This is a genomic window from Microcystis aeruginosa NIES-4325 (assembly GCF_008974145.1).
GTDB lineage: Bacteria > Cyanobacteriota > Cyanobacteriia > Cyanobacteriales > Microcystaceae > Microcystis > Microcystis aeruginosa_G.
The window spans coordinates 1-16142 of the sequence record NZ_BJKP01000050.1; the positions used below are offsets into that span (position 1 = coordinate 1).

Here is a 16142-nt window from a genome sequence, read left to right on the forward strand (position 1 = left end):
ATATTCAGATTCTCGGCTACAACGATTTGGTTTTCATCGCATAACTTTCTGGAGAGTTTATGAAGAAAATCTTGTCTAGTATTTGCTATCTTTTCGTGAACCTTGGCTACCTCCTTAATGGCTTTTTAGGGACAGTTCTTGTTCTTTGTTTGGGTATATTCTCACTTTTAAAACATTTAACATCAGCCTGAACCCATCTGTGCCACCTTTTCAGCATAACACTTACCGCTTAAATATGTCAAGCTCATACATACCTTGAGAATCAAGCCTTTCCCAATAAGGAAACGCTGTCGCCTTAGTTTAGATTCTGGTGGCAATTCATCGTTACGTTAATTTCTGGTATATTTTTAATTAAGGAGAAATTTAACGGGAGTCCTCTTGCTCCATTTAGATAGAGCTTACAGTATAGTGATTAATAGAAGCAATTTGCAAAGAATTATCGAGATAAAGAATGGATATTCGATCGACTGACACCTCGCTCCTTACTTGGACAGGAGATACTTTAGCCCTAGGTTTACCAGAAGGAGCCATCGAGATTGCAGGAGAATTGGCCGAATTAAACGATAAACTAGGGGGAAACCTAGGTGATCTCATCTCCGAGACGGAATTTGAGGGAAAATTAGGCAGCAGTGCGGCGACTCGTCTAGGTGGTGGTCCGATTCGCAAATTAATCCTGGTGGGATTGGGAAAAACTGCTGATTTCAACCTGCAAACCCTGCGTCTAGCGGCCGCCGCCATCGCTCGTCTGGCCAAACAACAAAAAAGCCAAGCTCTGGCCATTAGTTTACCAGTAGTTGGCGATCAGTCCGCTACTGCTGGAGCAATCACGGAAGGACTACTGCTGGCCACTCATCAGGATACCCGCTTCAAGTCCACTAAAGAGGAAAAAGGAGCCAAATTAGAAACCGTCGAGTTATTGGGTTTAGGAGAGCAAAAATCAGCGATCGCCAAAGCCGAGCAGATCTGTTCCGGGGTGATTCTGGCCAGAGAATTAGTCAATGCTCCCGCTAACACCGTCACCCCCCTAACCATGGCAGAAACCGCCGAGCAAATTGCCAGCGAATACGGATTAAGTCTGAAAATTCTGGAACAGGAAGAATGCGAAAGCTTGGGCATGGGAGCTTTCTTAGGAGTGGCCAAAGCCTCGGATATTCCCCCGAAATTCCTTCATTTAATCTATAAACCCCAAGGAACCCCGAAACGTAAACTAGCAATCGTCGGCAAAAGTTTAACCTTTGATTCCGGCGGTTTGAATATTAAAGGGGCCGGCAGTGGCATCGAAACCATGAAAATGGATATGGGGGGTGGTGCCGCTACCCTAGGCGCGGCTAAGGCGATCGCTCAATTACGGCCGGAAGTGGAAGTACACTTTATCTGTCCGGCTACAGAAAATATGATTAGTGGTCGCGCTATGCACCCCGGGGATATTTTAACCGCTTCCAACGGCAAAACTATTGAAGTCAATAACACCGATGCCGAGGGACGATTAACCCTGGCCGATGGCTTGGTTTTTGCGGAAAAATTAGAGGTGGATGCGATCGTGGATCTAGCCACTTTAACCGGGGCCTGTGTCGTCGCTTTGGGGGACGATATCGCCGGTTTATGGAGTAGCGATGAGAGTCTCACCGATCAACTCCAACAGTCCGCTAAATTAGCTGGCGAAAAATTCTGGCCGATGCCTCTAGAAGAAAAATATTTCGAGGGGATGAAGTCTCAAATTGCCGATATGAAAAACACTGGCCCGCGCCCTGGCGGTTCCATTACAGCCGCTTTATTTTTGAAGCAATTCATTAATAATACTCCCTGGCTGCACCTAGATATCGCAGGTCCGGTCTGGTCGGACAAGGAAAATGGCGTTAATAATGCCGGGGCCACTGGTTTTCCCGTCCGCACTCTAGTTAATTGGGTGATGGCCAATAATTAAGTTATCGGTGATCGGTAAGCGGTATTAAGTGAGGAGTATTTTTACTGATTACTGTTTACCGATCCCTGAAAAATCTCCCCAAACCCTAACCCCTATTCCCCAATAACTGATAACTGCTAGACTAATTGGGTGATGCTTGCAAGATTAATAAAACCAGTGTCGAGATTAGAATGCAGGGACTTTTAAGAAAACTTTGGCGTGCGATCGAAAACTTTTTTACCCGACTTTTGGGGGGACAAGGGGGAAAGGGGAGAGTACAAGCGATCGAATCTGTTCCCCTAACCGATACAGACTACGAGTTTCTCTATATGCAGTTACTCGATGGAGTGGCCCACGGTTGGCACGAAGGCAGAATTCTGAGATTTTTTGAGAAATTGGGCGATCGAGGTCGGCAAAAAGATTGGGTAGAATGGTTAGAGCGTTTTGGAACCCGTCTGCAATCCTCCGCTTCCCTTAACCAACTTCTCGCCACCAGAATGATCCGTTTAGGAGAATTAGCCCGCGCTTTCCCGGGTATTGAACGTATTGGTGAAGCTTCCTACGAGGTCGGTTATCAACTCTACACCAAAGAAACTGCCACTTTAATCTGGGAATACGCCGGCGAAGATGAAGCCCCGGGTAGTTATTCCCTGCCGCAACCCCCCGAAAATCTCTTATATTCCGGTGAAACTAGCGATTTTAACGGTAATGACGCAGAAAATCCCCAATTAGAAACCCTGACCCTCGATGAATTATTTAACCGTCTGCAAAACGATCCTACCCTAGCGGGCCAAATGGCCGAACAATTGGGCATCGAAAATAAGGACGCAGAAAGCATTATTGATAGTCTGATCGCTCAATTTTCCCACCAGGAAGATAAAAACCCTGAAACTGCCGCAGATTGGTTTAATCAGGGCTTAGAACAGGCAAATTTAGGCAATTGGTCAAATGCGATCGCCGATTGGGAACAGGCCCTGACGATCGATCCCCAATTGGCTTCGGCCTGGCATAATCGTGGTGGTGCCTTAGCCATGATCGGTAACTACGAGGAGGCGTTAAATAGCTATGATCGCGCCCTAGAAATCACCCCCAACGATCACCAAGTCATTAACGCTAGGGGCAGCGCCCTATACGGACTGCAACGTTGGCAAGAAGCGTTAGAATGTTGGCAACAGGTGCTAGAAGCAGACGATAGTTTTTATCAAGCTTGGTACAATCGCGGCAGTACCCTAGAAAATTTAGGCGAAACCCAAGCAGCGATCGCCTGTTATCAAAAAGCTTTAGGGATTGCGCCGGATTTTGAGCTTGCCCAAACCCGTCTAGAGGCTTTACTAGAGCAAAAACCGCCCGAAGACGACGGTAATCCCCCCGCCTGATTCAATCTGAACTTGAGCAGTCAACAGCCTACAATGGGGAAAGTATAGAGACTAATTTTAATGAATCAGGCCCAGCAATGAGTATAAAAAGCAAACCTCCTTCACAATCTCGCCTGATCGGTAATGTTTTATTAGCCGTAGGCGGCTTATTTCTGATTGTTAACCTCCTTTTCCCGCAATTATTTGGCCCTAGCGTCCCCAAAGTTCCCTACAGTCTTTTTATCGACCAAGTGGAAGATGGCAACGTCGCTAGGGTATCCGTGGGACAGAATGAGATTCGTTATCAGCTTAAAAACGACCAAGAGGGCAACTACGGACGAATTTTCAGCACTACACCGATTTTTGACCTAGAATTGCCCAAACGTCTGGAAGCTAAGGGCGTAGAATTCGCCGCCGCACCACCGCCAAAAAATGGCTGGATTGGTAGTGTTCTTAGTTGGGTGATTCCTCCCCTGATTTTTGTCGGTATTTGGCAATTTTTCCTCGCCCGCAGCGGTGGCGGTGGTCCGGCCGGGGCCCTCTCGATTACCAAAAGTCGCGCTAAAGTCTATGTGGAAGGAGACACCACCAAAACCACTTTTAAAGATGTGGCCGGTGTGGAAGAAGCGAAAACTGAACTGGCCGAAATCGTCGAATTTCTCAAATATCCCCAACGTTACATTCAAATCGGGGCGCGGATTCCTAAGGGTGTCCTCCTCGTCGGTCCGCCGGGGACAGGAAAAACCCTGCTGGCGAAAGCAGTAGCGGGAGAAGCGGGAGTTTCTTTCTTTAGTATCTCAGGTTCGGAATTCGTGGAACTCTTTGTCGGTGCAGGGGCGGCCCGAGTGCGAGATCTGTTTGAACAGGCCAAGAAAAAAGCCCCCTGTATTATTTTTATCGATGAATTAGACGCGATCGGTAAATCTCGCGCTAACGGTAATTTTATGGGGGGTAACGATGAACGGGAACAGACTTTAAACCAATTATTGACGGAAATGGACGGTTTTAACGCTGGTGATGCGACGGTGATCGTGCTGGCCGCCACTAATCGCCCCGAAACTCTTGATCCCGCCCTTTTACGCCCCGGCCGTTTTGATCGCCAAGTGTTAGTTGATCGCCCCGATCTGGCTGGACGCTTAAAAATCCTCGAAATCTACGCAGGTAAGGTAAAATTAGGCTCGGATGCAGATTTAAAACAGATTGCTACCCGTACCCCCGGTTTTGCTGGTGCTGACTTAGCTAATCTAGTCAATGAGGCCGCTTTATTGGCAGCCCGCAATCAACGCAGCACCGTTGCCCAAGAGGACTTTAATGAGGCAATCGAGCGGGTAGTGGCGGGTTTAGAGAAGAAAAGCCGAGTTCTCTCGGAAAAAGAGAAGAAAATCGTCGCTTATCACGAAGTTGGTCACGCTCTCGTCGGTGCAGTTATGCCGGGGGGTGGTAAAGTTGCTAAGATTTCGATCGTGCCTCGCGGCATGGCAGCCCTCGGTTATACCCTGCAAATGCCCACGGAAGACCGTTTCCTTATGGATGATACGGAATTACGCGACCAAATTGCTACTCTTTTAGGCGGTCGGGCCGCCGAGGAGATTATTTTTGGTAGTATTACTACTGGGGCGGCTAATGACCTACAGCGGGCGACGGATTTGGCCGAACGCATGGTGACAACCTATGGTATGAGTAAGACCCTGGGTCCCCTAGCCTACGAAAAAGGTCAACAGAATAGTTTTCTGGGAGATGGCATGATGAATCCCCGGCGTTTGGTGAGCGATGATACGGCCAAAGCGATCGATAATGAAGTGAAAGAGATTGTCGAAAATGGTCATCAGCAGGCCTTGGATATCCTTGCTCAAAATCGCGATTTACTCGAAGAAATTGCCCAAGAAATCCTCAGTAAAGAGGTGATTGAAGGGGAACAATTGCAGACCCTGCTCGATCGCGTTAAACCCCTCGATCGAGAACCTGTTACTGTTTAGATTGATTTGATTTTTACCTGACCCTATCTTGAAGAAAGATGGGGTTTTTCCTATTAGACCTCTTGTAATACTAAATCCTGTTTAAAAAAGTATAAGAGAGTGGGGAAAAGGGAAAGGGGAGAATAAATAAAAGCTGACTACTGACTACTGACTACTAACCCCACCAACAAACTTTTTCAGTAAACCCTAATTAATACCAATTATCCATCGACTGGAAAATTGAGGCATCGGGGAACATAGTTGGATTACCACTTGCGTCGATTTTTTGCCGTAATTCTCGCAGTTGTTTATTGCCGATGAGAAAATCACTTTCTACTAATTGATAGGGCAGTACATTATTATCTAAAGCATATACTGCCGTGATGCCAGCAGCTACCCCGGAGGACCACTCGAAGGAATGGACACGATAGGCGGCCGCAGCAATATGACTGAGGGCGATACTTTTACCCGCTATCAGTAAATTATCGATTTTTTGGGGAATTATAGCCCTTAAAGGTATCTCAAAGGGATAAGCTTGCCCTTGTCCCTGTCTTTCTCCTGCTTTTTCTGTATTACCCGGTTTTTCGGGGGGATGTTCCGTCATGCAGGGGTGAAAATCAATCGCATAGTGACCGATACCGACGGAATCGGGGTAAATAGTTGATCGCTTGCGTTTAACGGCCTTGTCGGGGGATAATGTGCCATCAAGTACGGAAAATCCCTCTAATCCTGCCAAGGTGGCAATTAAGCGCCGATATTCTGCTGGGGAAAGATTTTGACGATAGAAATCGCTTTGAAAATTTTGTCGGGAAATATCGATTTCTGTGACGGTAAAACCAGCGGGGAAAGTCAGGGAAGGACGACCGATAATCCGTCTTGCTTCCCGAATATAGGGATATTTTGACAAACCGTGGGCAGTACCCATGGGAGAATCAAAACCAGAGAGATAACGGTTATTCAAATGGGGAACTTTTACCCCGTCTCCTAACTGGGAATCGGTGGTTCCTTCTACTAACCAATAATAGTAGGAAATGGCGTGTTCTTCGCCCCTCGCGAGGGTTTCTGTGCGTAATCCTCCCATCCATCCCCCCGGGGATAACTGTCCTAACTGTTGCAACTGTTCACGGGTGTAGATAAAGTTATCCTTGGCAGTACCCGGACGATAATCATTTCCCCAGGTCCAATTCTGCATGGAGATATCCCCCGGGACGGGTTCGGTAAAAGTAATTCCCCCAAAGGTTTTCTCTTTACCCAGTTGTGGACTCCAAATACGACGATAGGTGAAAACGAGGTCAAAATCGGCTAATCGCTGCAATTCATAGCTAAAATAGGGGGCATAGCGTTCGTAATAAACCGGTTTCTCGTGGGTTTGTGGTTTTTCTGTTTCCTCCATGGCGAAGGTATAGGTAAACCCTTGGGTACAGTAGGGGTCACCAGTGACGCTAGAGGAAGAAGGTTCCAGATAACTGCGCTTATCGACCCCTAAACGGTAGGGAATATCTGATAATCCGATGATTTCCCCGGTTTCGGTCGCTTCAATCACATACCAATCTGCTAATTGATTCGGTTGGGAGGATTTAGGGACAAAACGGAGGATTTTCTTATCAAAACGGGGAGAATTTTCGTAGCGATAGATATCCTCGATTTTTTGCGATAAAAACTCGGTATTTAGGGGAGGAGTCTCTTTTGCGGGACTATGTTGAATAGCAATTACACTGGTAATCTGTTGACCAGTACCGCGATTGGGTAAAGTTTCAATATTTAATTCTTTGACTACCGTGGAGGGAAACCATTTCAGGGTTCCTTTGCCTTTTTTGGCAGCGTCTTCTAACTGTTGAAATAATAATTTATGTCCATCAAAAGGCAAAAAACAGGACCCGCTTACCCAACATTCTCCGGGGTTGCGTTTCCCGTAATGCTTTCTAATTCTTTCCCTAAATTCTAGATAACCTTTCGGGAAAAATAATTTTTCTCTTTGTGTTCGTCTTTCATCTAATGCGGAGGTTCCCTGAGAAGATATCTGTCCCCCCACCCAGTCGGTAATCTCGGTTAAACAGACGGTTTTTCCTAATAATAAAGCTTCGTAGGCCGCACCGGCACCGGCTAAACCACCACCCACCACCAGAATATCACAGCCGACGCTTTGATCTGGTTCTCGCGGGGGGGCTGCTAGGGTAAGGGGAGTGAAAGCTTGTAGGAGAAATAATCCCAGAGAGAGGGATTTAAGAGGAGTAAAGTGATGATTGAAAATTTTAGGGGACATTATTGACAAATATCAATGTTGTGGCTGAGAGTTTCCTCTTTCTTTGAAGAAGAAGCCAGAGCATCTGTTCCTGAAATCCTGATGTTTTTTTTGGGTGGTCTTGAGAACTTTTTAGCTTGATGCTGGCCTTTAAGAGATTATACACCTCCAAGCTGACAATCGATCGCTTTTCTGGAAATGTTTTGACAGAATAGGGATATTCTGACTCGGTGTCATTCCCTTTGTTATTCCCTGCAATCCTTCCTAAGTTAAATGCAAAACAAACCCGGGTAAGACATCTTCCCCGGATAAAACAGCAGGTAAATTAATAATTTCCACATCGCTATTTAGTCGGTAGATTTCCACCTGCTGCTGTTGGGGATTAATTAACCAACCCAAACGTAAACCACTGGCTAAATATTCGCGCATCTTTTCCTGTAAAGAGATGAGAGAATCAGTACGAGAACGTAATTCAATCACAAAATCGGGACACAAAGGTGGGAACTTTTCTCGCTCTTCTGCGCTCAAAGCTTCCCATCTTTCCAGTTTTATCCAAGCAACATCAGGAGAACGATATCCTCCCTTTGGTAAATGAAAAATTGTCGAAGAACTAAAGACTTTACCTGAATTACTTTGACGATTCCAAATTGTTACATCAGCAATTAAATCAGCTTCTCGATTACCACTATTTCCACCCACGGGAGGCATAATTAATAATTCTCCTTTTTGATTACGTTCTAAATTCCATGTTTGATTAGCCTGACAGAGATGATAAAATTGTTCATCGGTCAGATTAACTGTTTCTAGATTTAACACTACAGTTTCCATAATCGCTTCTCCTTCTTGCTACTTTATAAGAATGGCTATATCGTGATTAATCTCAACCTATTTACCTAATTGACTCTCTAAAAATTCTGACCAATTGGGGTTAGTAGTGTCTAGGGAAATTAGATAGGGTTGTTCTTTTTCATTAAAAGGTTCTGTTTTCTCAATTTGGGCATTTAAAACCTCGATAGTAGCGTCAGAAATATCGCCTTTTCTAGCGGCAATCCGTTGTTTTAAAACTTCTATAGGTGCGTGACAATGGACAATATGAAAAGGAATCTGTAAATTTTGGGCATAGGTTAATAAAGGTTCTCTCCAAGCATATTTATCGTAGCGTGCATCGAGAATAACTGGATAACCTAAAGCTATTAAAATTCGGGCTAATTCCGCCAGTCTAGCGAAGGTTTTTTGACTCATTTCGAGACTATATATATCTAGACTTCCTGTTTGATTTAAGTCAATTCCAGCTAAATGTTTGCGAACTGCATCGGAACGAATCTGAATAGCATTAAGATTTTTAGCAATTACTTTACCTATGGTACTCTTACCAGATGCAGAAAATCCCGACATCAGAATTAATCTCGGTTTCTGCGGTTGTGTGTACTGCCAAGCTAATTGATAATAATCCTGTGCATCGGCTTTAATTTTCTCGGAAAAACTGTCACCATCAAGCAGAAAACTATTGACTTTTGCCCTCACATACGCTTGTCTTGTCAGGTAGAGAGGCAAGACTTTTAAACCCTCCCAGTCGGCGGTTTGTTCTAAATAAGTATTCACAAATAAATTAGCGAAATCTTTTCTCCCTCTAGCGCTTAAATCCATGACTGTAAAAGCAATATCATACATGACATCAACGAAGCGAAAAGATTCATTAAATTCTATGCGATCAAATAATTGTATTTCTCCCTGCCACTGACAGATATTATTTAAATGTAGGTCTCCATGACATTCGCGAATCATCCCTTTTATTTGTCTTTCCTCTAACCAATCTCGGTGTTCTGCAAAGAATTTATCTGTATAAGCTTTCGTTTCATTGTATTGTTTTTTGGTTTGGACAAAATTAATATATTTCTCGGTTTGTTGGTAGTTTTCATCAAAAGCTTGTTTAATAACTTCTAAATTGCCAAATTGAGTAATATAGGAATTAGTCAGAGCTTGCCGATGAAATTGTGCCACTTTTTCAGCCAAAGACTCGATCACTTTTTCCGTTAGTTCTCCCCGTTCAAAGACTCTACTAAGTAAACATTCTTGGGGAAACTGATTCATTTTTAAAACGTATTCGATCGCTTTTCCTTTTCCATTTAAACTTATGCTACCCTGTTGATCATTAATTGACAAAACTTCCAGATAGATATTAGCGGCAACTTTTTTATTTAACTCTAGTTCCTGTTCTAGATAATACTTTCTCTTTTCTAAAGTGGAGAAATCTAAAAAATTATAATTAACTGGTTTCTTGATTTTATAGGCATAATCTCCTGTCAAGAAGATAATTGAAGCATGGGTTTGGATAATTTCAACGGGAATTTTGACAGCATGAGGATAAAAGTCGGGATTTTTTAATTCTTCGATTAATCGGTTGCTATCCATAGGGAGAACTCCTCTGGGGTACATCTCATTTTTGATATTGACTAAGTTGGGATTTTTTAAAGGAACCCCTCGGTTAAAATTGGGCGTTATTTCTAATTTTATCACCCAATCCCAGCCCTTGAGGGTTTCTACCTCCCAAACCCCGTTGGCGAGAACCAGATCTTGCGACCCCCGCGCAGCTAAATCTCCGCCAATCCCCCCTTGCCTGATCTCAACAAGCAATTTAAATTTGCGGGCAGCTTATTCACCAAGTTACTCCCTTTAATTCAGCCGGAAATAAAGGACGCTCAGATAAACGATCTTGATCGAGTGCTTCGATTAAATATTCACCGGTTTCTTGTTGTTCTTGTTCATCTTCTTCATCAATCCAAGATTGAAGTAAATTAACCAGTTTGGTCTGTTTTTCTTGTTCTAAAATAGTATCTTTAAGTAGCTTGAGGACATAATCTTCTAGAGAAAGACCTTTCTCCCTCGCTTTTTGGCCGAGATATTGTTCGATTTCCGATGTTAAATTAAGAGTTAGTGGCATGGGCTTGACTTGAATCAATTTATCGTGTCTTTAACTATTCTAACGCCAAAAAAGCGATCGCGCTATATCGATAAAGTGCGATCGCTGCTAATTTAAGGCTAGATTGACCAGTTTTTTATTTTAATTTGCGCTTCAAGACTGAACCAGCACCCAAAGCACCGATGGCGAGTAAACCTAAGACTGAAGCAGGTTCGGGAACAGGCTTAGCACCCAAGCGAAGCTGTCCTACGGCAAAATCTACGCTACTGGAAACTGTGATTTTGTCAATCAAATCTCCGCCTATGCCGTAGAAGCCAAAGTACTTGGCTCCCCCATTACCATCTACAGGTTGTGTCAGACTTGTCGTAGTGCCATCCTGAGCAGTTACAGTAATATCGAAGATGCCGAATGGATTTGGCTCCACATACAGGTCAAAAGCGGCAATACTAGCGGGCAGGTCAATCTCAATCGATGTTGCACCTTGGGAATAATACACCTCTCCCGTGTAGCCGTTACTCCAGGTTGCCCAACCACTACCAATCTTTCGGTAATCTACACTTGGAGTGAAAGTTAAGTTACCTAAAGGCGAGGATAGAGTTGTAACATTTGTGAACTCTGCTAAGCCAGGATCGGGAACAGTAACCATGTTAAAACCTAAATTGGTTAGCGTGTTTGTCCCCGGTGAAATCCATGAATTGCTATCATCCAAAGCGACAATGGCTGCATTGGCAGCAGTTGTATGGGCAAAGGTGACTACAAAGGTAGCTCCAGCCGCAGCCAGCGAAAGTTTTTCGATCACAGTCGAAGTTTTCATATCCAGAAATTTTCCTCAAAACAAATAAACAAACAAATGTCCTGACTGACCTTTAAAGGAGAAAACCTGGAATTAAGCGAGATTGGCAAGGGAGAAAGACTGATTTTTTCAAAATTGCCAATCACTAAATTTTAAGTTAGTTCCTCAATGACAAGACAGAGCCATAACGGGATTCTACCCCCCCCCGATTTTGTCAAGCCTAAAAATTAACAAAAAATTTATAATTATTGTTACCCTTGAGAGTAGGGTAGTAAAAAATCTTTTAACGGGTTGGTCTTGGATTATTAGAATCTCTATGTCTGTCGGGAATTGAGAATTTTTGTATGTAGCTATACACGATTAATTACACATATCTAACTACCTCTTGCCCCTTGCCTATCCTAACCATTACTTATAACAGCCAATCCCTAATCTCTCAATAACAGATATTCACGAATCTCAAAAAAGTTATCCCAAGGAATATAGGGTTGATTTTCCGCTTGCAGATAATCGATTAAACGATCCCTAGCAAAAACTAGATCGGCCCTTCTAGCCATGGTAATATCGGTAACGGAATCACCGATCGCAATAGTTTCTACTCCTGAATATTTGTCCATAATCAAGGCTTTAGCCACTAATTCCGTCTCATTTTCCCAATCGGAGCGAACTTGCAGATATTCCCCTTGAGTATGAAGATTGACCCCATAAATTGCCGTCACCTTATCTAATAGTCCCTCCCGTTTTAAGACCGTTTCAATCATGCCTTGGATGCCACCGGAGATAATAATAAAAGGGATGGATTGCTCCTGTAAAAAAGCGAGGAATTCAGCTAATCCGGGGCGAATTGGCTTGCTTTCGGCATAGGCGAGAATATCGGCGTATTTTTGGCTCGGTATCGACTCTAGCAGTTGACGGACACCCCGGCGCAGAGTCAGAGTGCGAGCGTACATTTGGGGCATAATTTGGGCTGATAAATCGGGGGCGAATTCTTTGAGCATACCCGCAAAGGTTTCCACGGCGGTGATAGTGCCATCAAAGTCACAGAAAACAATTTTACTCATGGGGTGACAAAATATCTGAAATTGGATATAATCGAAGGTTATGATTAATTTTACAGAGATTATCTGACTCTAGAGCTTCAACCCCCATGAAATCCTATCTCGCCGCCGCCATTCAAATGACCAGTCAGCCGGATTTAGAGAAAAATCTCGCTGCCGCTGAAGAATTGATCGAACTTGCCGTGGGTAAAGGGGCGGAATTAATCGGTTTACCAGAAAATTTCGCTTTTATGGGGGCAGAAAGCGATAAAATCGCCCAGGCCGAGACTATTGCTCGAAAAGCCGATAAATTCCTCCGCACCATGGCCCAACGGTTTCAAGTGACCATTTTAGGGGGTGGTTTTCCCGTGCCGGTGACGGGTATTCCCGATAAGGCTTATAATACCGCTATTTTAGTTGATGGCAACGGTGCGGAATTAGCCCGTTATCAAAAAGTCCATCTCTTTGATGTCAATGTCCCGGATGGTAACACCTATCAGGAATCGAGTACAGTCATGGCAGGAGTCGATTTACCGCCAATTTATGGCTCCGATAGCTTGGGTAAAATTGGCCTCTCGATTTGCTATGATGTGCGTTTTCCTGAACTCTATCGCTATTTATCGCAGCAAGGGGCCGATGTTTTATTTGTACCTGCGGCGTTTACAGCTTTTACAGGGAAAGATCATTGGAAAGTTTTGTTACAAGCGCGAGCGATCGAGAATACTTGTTATATAATAGCTCCTGCTCAAACGGGCAATAATTACGCACGCCGTCACACCCACGGTCACGCTATGATTATCGATCCTTGGGGTGTGGTTTTAGCCGACGCAGGGGAAGAAGCGGGGGTGGCAATTGCTGAAATTAATCCCCAACGTCTGCAACAGGTGCGACGACAAATGCCTTCCCTGCAACATCGTGTTTTTGTTTAAAATTCGCTCAGAAAATTAGTTCCCAGGGACGGTTATCAATAGGGAACAGAGCCTCACTTCTCTCTTCTCCAACCACTTAAGTAGGTAGGCGTTAAAAATTATCAGATGCCCCCCTTATTAAGGGGGGATCGAACCTAAAATCCATTTTTAATTTAATTATAACCAACCACTTATAATAACTTTTTAGCAAAATCGATCGCCTCCTGAAAAACTGTAACTTTGCCTTCAATTTGGGCAATTTGTACCTCGGTTAATAACTTACCGATAATTGGACTGGGTTTCAGGTGTAAATGGTTGATTAAATCATCGCCCCTTAATAAAGGTCGGGGATGGGCGATAATATTATCGGGATCGAGATAGGAAGTCAACAGAGAAGCGACGATATTTTTGTTAATCCCCATTGATAAAGCAAAAAGGGCAAAGACAGGAAATACTTTTCCCGTATTTAGATAAATAAAATACTGTTCCCGCACACTCAAATTATCTGGCTCCTTGAGGGGAGGTAAAGACTTAATTACCGTGATTACCGTGCGAATTTCCCCGCGGGAATACTTGAGATCGATTAACTCTTTTTCCGCTTCTGCTAAAATATCCGATACCAATAGGGCCAATTTTGTCAACTGTAACTGAGAAGGGGAAAAGATAAATTTTTCTGGTAACAAAGATTCTAAAAATCCCGCTGCCGCTTCCACCCCCATAACTCGCTCCATTTTTGCGGGGGTAATCCGACGCAACCAGAGAGATAATAAGCCATCTTCCCAGGCACTTTTTAGCCATTTATTGCCACGGGAATTGAGCAAAAGGTAATTCAACTCGGATTGTACCCTTTCGGCGGCTACACGGTACAATAAAGGGGCAAGAGAACGAATAGTTGCACGGGTATGGGGTTCGATCTCAAAGTCCAATTGAGCCGCTTGTCGATAGGCCCTTAATAATCTTAGGGGATCATCCTGAAGATTTTCGGGGGAAATCATCCGCAGGGATTGGCATCCTAAATCTTGTAATCCCCCTAAAGGATCGAAAATTTCTTGGGTGTGGAGATTATAAGCAAGAGCATTAACGGTGAAATCCCGTCTTTTTAGGTCTATTTCTAGAGATTCTCCCTCCTGTTGCGCGAAATCAAGGGTCCCCTGGGGAAAAACGACGCGAGCAATTTGACGAACGGCATCTAAAACCACAAAACCGGCCTTATACTGATGGGCAATAGTTTGGGCAATTTCGATCGCTTTTTCGGGAACCACAAAATCTAGGTCTATATAGTCTTTCTGACGGTTTAATAAAGCGTCTCGCACAGCACCACCGACTAAATAAGCATTTTCTGGCAATTCTTGCTGATTAATCGCAAAAACTTCTTTAACTAAACTATCTAGGTTTTTTTGACAAGACATCGAGAAGATAAATTTACAAAAATATAATTTTGACCGGCCCCATTTGGGGAGAGACTGAGCTAGATTAACGGAAAAGACTTATAGAGTTAAACCTATGTGTATTTGTATTAACTGCTATTTTGTTGATCGCTGTCTCACCTATCATGCCGTAGAAACACAACATCAGGAACGTCATCTCACCGAGACACCGGACTTTGATGCGAAGAATCCTTCTATTAACGTTAACATTCGCACCAAGGAAGATTATATCGAAATGGAGTGGGATGTGGTGGGTTGTGAAAGCTTTTTACGCGAAACCGGTAAATGGTCTAGTTTGCGTCCTGGTGAACCAGTTCCCACCTAAAACACCTGAACTACCCATACATATCTACTACAAGAGCCGAAAACCCTTATCCAGCAATAGATAGACCCGTTAACTTTTCTTGATGTACCCGTGCAATAGTAGTCATACTAAATCTGGTTATTAAAGACTGATTATTTATTCACCTTTTTGCATGAGTAGAAAACGGGTTTCTCCGAGAAACCCGTTTTCTGTGCGTTACTCACTAAGAGTAAGGGGACCAGGGACCGATGACGGTTTCTCCTCGCTTCTCTTTTTCTGCTAATTCCAGGTTTAAGGTTAATAGTTTCTCTAAGATGTCGTCGTCAGCTTGGAAGTGATATGCTTCCATTACTAGCTTGTCTAATTTCTGATGGAGTTGATACAGTTGGCTACTGGGTTCGTTAAAGAATTGGTTATATAGTTTAGTGATTCCCCATTGTTTTTTCTCCATCTGTTGGCTGCGGTATTCGTGTAATTCGTTGGCGGTTTTACGGATTTTTTCGACAAGTTCCTGTGAAGTTTTCTGGGGAAAGGGGAAGGTTTCAAAACAGGTGTTAGGAGTGTAGCGAGTTCTGTCTTCAAGAGTTGAACTTTGGGCTTTTATCCAAATTCGATGTATATTTGATGTTAAGATACCGAGAATATAGAAATCATCAGAAGCAACGACATGAATCGAATTATTAGGTAGCCAATCTAAAGAAGTAGGAACAAAAATAAACCATTTTGAGTGTGCGGGAATACTAAAGTAACAAGCTAAAGATTCAATTGCTGTTCTCATTGCTGGTCTTTTTTCACCATATTTCCACCAGTTTAGTTTAGTAACTTCTCGTCTATTTTGCTCTCTTTCTGGCTTAACATTTACTTTAATATGCTCAAAAGGTAATTTATATTCACTAGCATCTTCTAAACTCATATTGTTAAAATCAATAATCCAGCGGCTAGGTTTTCCCTGAGGATCATCAGTTAAATCACTAGCAGAGGATGATAATTTTAAAACCTCTTTATTCTTAAGATCATTTTCGATCCATTTTTCCGCTTGCTCACTTTTAATATAAAATCCCTTACCAACTGGTATCACTCCTTGAAAACTAATGTTTTTGTTTGCCAATAGTCTAACTGCTTTGGAAATATCTACAGTCGCTTTTAAAGAAGAATTAATCTGAGAAACTGAATGATTATCTAAATAATAACTTACTGGTTCAACTTTACTCCAATTGACAATACTAACATGAACATTCGCCTCACCAGACCAAGGCTGAGTAGAAATCGCTTCATGAATGTGTCCACCATTGTGAGTA

Annotated in this window: 14 protein-coding genes and 1 pseudogene; 5 read left to right on the forward strand and 10 right to left on the reverse strand. The window is 43.3% G+C overall.

Annotation, left to right across the window (positions count from 1 at the left end):
* Nucleotides 1-125, reverse strand: a pseudogene (locus MiAbW_RS20280) (transposase); the annotation flags it as partial.
* A complete protein-coding gene (locus tag MiAbW_RS20755; RefSeq protein WP_373996370.1) occupies nucleotides 115-183 on the reverse strand; it encodes a helix-turn-helix domain-containing protein in 69 nt (22 codons plus the stop codon). The pseudogene MiAbW_RS20280 and the gene MiAbW_RS20755, both read right to left, overlap by 11 nt.
* 268 nt (nucleotides 184-451) lie before the next feature.
* Between MiAbW_RS20755 and MiAbW_RS17700 the strand changes: the two genes are divergently transcribed.
* From MiAbW_RS17700 to ftsH4, 3 genes are all read left to right on the forward strand, one after another.
* Nucleotides 452-1924 (forward strand): leucyl aminopeptidase, encoded by a 1473-nt coding sequence (locus MiAbW_RS17700; protein ID WP_151697173.1) that lies wholly within the window; start codon nucleotides 452-454, stop codon nucleotides 1922-1924.
* Between the two features lie 170 nt (nucleotides 1925-2094).
* Nucleotides 2095-3279, forward strand: coding sequence for a tetratricopeptide repeat protein (locus tag MiAbW_RS17705; RefSeq protein WP_151697174.1), 1185 nt, complete (start codon nucleotides 2095-2097; stop codon nucleotides 3277-3279).
* A gap of 77 nt (nucleotides 3280-3356) precedes the next feature.
* Nucleotides 3357-5234 carry an ATP-dependent zinc metalloprotease FtsH4 gene (gene ftsH4 / locus MiAbW_RS17710; protein ID WP_151697175.1) on the forward strand — a complete coding sequence of 626 codons (1878 nt, stop codon included), beginning with the start codon at nucleotides 3357-3359 and terminating at the stop codon, nucleotides 5232-5234.
* A gap of 190 nt (nucleotides 5235-5424) precedes the next feature.
* On the opposite strand, the gene MiAbW_RS17715 is transcribed toward ftsH4, so the two are convergent.
* The 6 genes from MiAbW_RS17715 to MiAbW_RS17750 all read right to left on the reverse strand — a co-directional run bounded on the left by MiAbW_RS17715 (nucleotide 5425) and on the right by MiAbW_RS17750 (nucleotide 12229).
* Nucleotides 5425-7476 carry an FAD-dependent oxidoreductase gene (locus MiAbW_RS17715; RefSeq protein ID WP_151697176.1) on the reverse strand — a complete coding sequence of 684 codons (2052 nt, stop codon included), beginning with the start codon at nucleotides 7474-7476 and terminating at the stop codon, nucleotides 5425-5427.
* A 243-nt stretch (nucleotides 7477-7719) separates the two neighbouring features.
* Nucleotides 7720-8283 carry a Uma2 family endonuclease gene (locus tag MiAbW_RS17725; RefSeq protein WP_151697177.1) on the reverse strand — a complete coding sequence of 188 codons (564 nt, stop codon included), beginning with the start codon at nucleotides 8281-8283 and terminating at the stop codon, nucleotides 7720-7722.
* A gap of 57 nt (nucleotides 8284-8340) precedes the next feature.
* Nucleotides 8341-9867 carry a bifunctional aminoglycoside phosphotransferase/ATP-binding protein gene (locus tag MiAbW_RS17730; protein WP_151697178.1) on the reverse strand — a complete coding sequence of 509 codons (1527 nt, stop codon included), beginning with the start codon at nucleotides 9865-9867 and terminating at the stop codon, nucleotides 8341-8343.
* Between the two features lie 244 nt (nucleotides 9868-10111).
* Nucleotides 10112-10396: a hypothetical protein gene (locus tag MiAbW_RS17740; protein WP_151697180.1), complete on the reverse strand. Its 285-nt coding sequence runs from the start codon at nucleotides 10394-10396 to the stop codon at nucleotides 10112-10114.
* A 115-nt stretch (nucleotides 10397-10511) separates the two neighbouring features.
* Complete coding sequence (locus MiAbW_RS17745) at nucleotides 10512-11189, reverse strand: PEP-CTERM sorting domain-containing protein (protein WP_151697181.1); 678 nt, start codon at nucleotides 11187-11189, stop codon at nucleotides 10512-10514.
* A 407-nt stretch (nucleotides 11190-11596) separates the two neighbouring features.
* Nucleotides 11597-12229: an HAD-IB family phosphatase gene (locus MiAbW_RS17750; protein WP_151697182.1), complete on the reverse strand. Its 633-nt coding sequence runs from the start codon at nucleotides 12227-12229 to the stop codon at nucleotides 11597-11599.
* 86 nt (nucleotides 12230-12315) lie between these two features.
* Between MiAbW_RS17750 and MiAbW_RS17755 the strand changes: the two genes are divergently transcribed.
* Nucleotides 12316-13134 (forward strand): carbon-nitrogen hydrolase family protein, encoded by an 819-nt coding sequence (locus MiAbW_RS17755; protein ID WP_151697183.1) that lies wholly within the window; start codon nucleotides 12316-12318, stop codon nucleotides 13132-13134.
* A 170-nt stretch (nucleotides 13135-13304) separates the two neighbouring features.
* Here MiAbW_RS17755 and MiAbW_RS17760 read toward each other — a convergent pair whose 3' ends face one another.
* Entirely contained in the window at nucleotides 13305-14522 is a 1218-nt protein-coding gene (locus tag MiAbW_RS17760; protein WP_151697184.1) for a CCA tRNA nucleotidyltransferase, read from the reverse strand.
* Nucleotides 14523-14616: 94 nt separating this feature from the next.
* Here MiAbW_RS17760 and MiAbW_RS17765 point away from each other — a divergent pair, with 94 nt between their 5' ends.
* Nucleotides 14617-14865, forward strand: a complete 249-nt coding sequence (locus MiAbW_RS17765) for a Ycf34 family protein (protein WP_151697185.1) — start codon at nucleotides 14617-14619, stop codon at nucleotides 14863-14865.
* A gap of 202 nt (nucleotides 14866-15067) precedes the next feature.
* Here MiAbW_RS17765 and MiAbW_RS17770 read toward each other — a convergent pair.
* Nucleotides 15068-16142, reverse strand: a 1075-nt coding sequence (locus MiAbW_RS17770; RefSeq protein ID WP_373996369.1) for a type IIL restriction-modification enzyme MmeI, incomplete at its 5' end; no start/stop codon positions are given.

What these genes read in the sequence shown, in the direction of transcription:
- MiAbW_RS17765 (WP_151697185.1), top strand. Translation starts at nt 14,617, where the DNA reads ATGTGTATTTGTATTAACTGCTATTTTGTTGATCGCTGTCTCACCTAT.
- MiAbW_RS17740 (WP_151697180.1), bottom strand. Translation starts at nt 10,396, where the DNA reads ATGCCACTAACTCTTAATTTAACATCGGAAATCGAACAATATCTCGGC.
- MiAbW_RS17730 (WP_151697178.1), bottom strand. Translation starts at nt 9,867, where the DNA reads ATGGATAGCAACCGATTAATCGAAGAATTAAAAAATCCCGACTTTTAT.
- MiAbW_RS17745 (WP_151697181.1), bottom strand. Translation starts at nt 11,189, where the DNA reads ATGAAAACTTCGACTGTGATCGAAAAACTTTCGCTGGCTGCGGCTGGA.
- MiAbW_RS17760 (WP_151697184.1), bottom strand. Translation starts at nt 14,522, where the DNA reads ATGTCTTGTCAAAAAAACCTAGATAGTTTAGTTAAAGAAGTTTTTGCG.
- MiAbW_RS17700 (WP_151697173.1), top strand. Translation starts at nt 452, where the DNA reads ATGGATATTCGATCGACTGACACCTCGCTCCTTACTTGGACAGGAGAT.
- MiAbW_RS17755 (WP_151697183.1), top strand. Translation starts at nt 12,316, where the DNA reads ATGAAATCCTATCTCGCCGCCGCCATTCAAATGACCAGTCAGCCGGAT.
- MiAbW_RS17715 (WP_151697176.1), bottom strand. Translation starts at nt 7,476, where the DNA reads ATGTCCCCTAAAATTTTCAATCATCACTTTACTCCTCTTAAATCCCTC.
- MiAbW_RS17705 (WP_151697174.1), top strand. Translation starts at nt 2,095, where the DNA reads ATGCAGGGACTTTTAAGAAAACTTTGGCGTGCGATCGAAAACTTTTTT.
- MiAbW_RS17750 (WP_151697182.1), bottom strand. Translation starts at nt 12,229, where the DNA reads ATGAGTAAAATTGTTTTCTGTGACTTTGATGGCACTATCACCGCCGTG.
- MiAbW_RS17725 (WP_151697177.1), bottom strand. Translation starts at nt 8,283, where the DNA reads ATGGAAACTGTAGTGTTAAATCTAGAAACAGTTAATCTGACCGATGAA.
- ftsH4 (WP_151697175.1), top strand. Translation starts at nt 3,357, where the DNA reads ATGAGTATAAAAAGCAAACCTCCTTCACAATCTCGCCTGATCGGTAAT.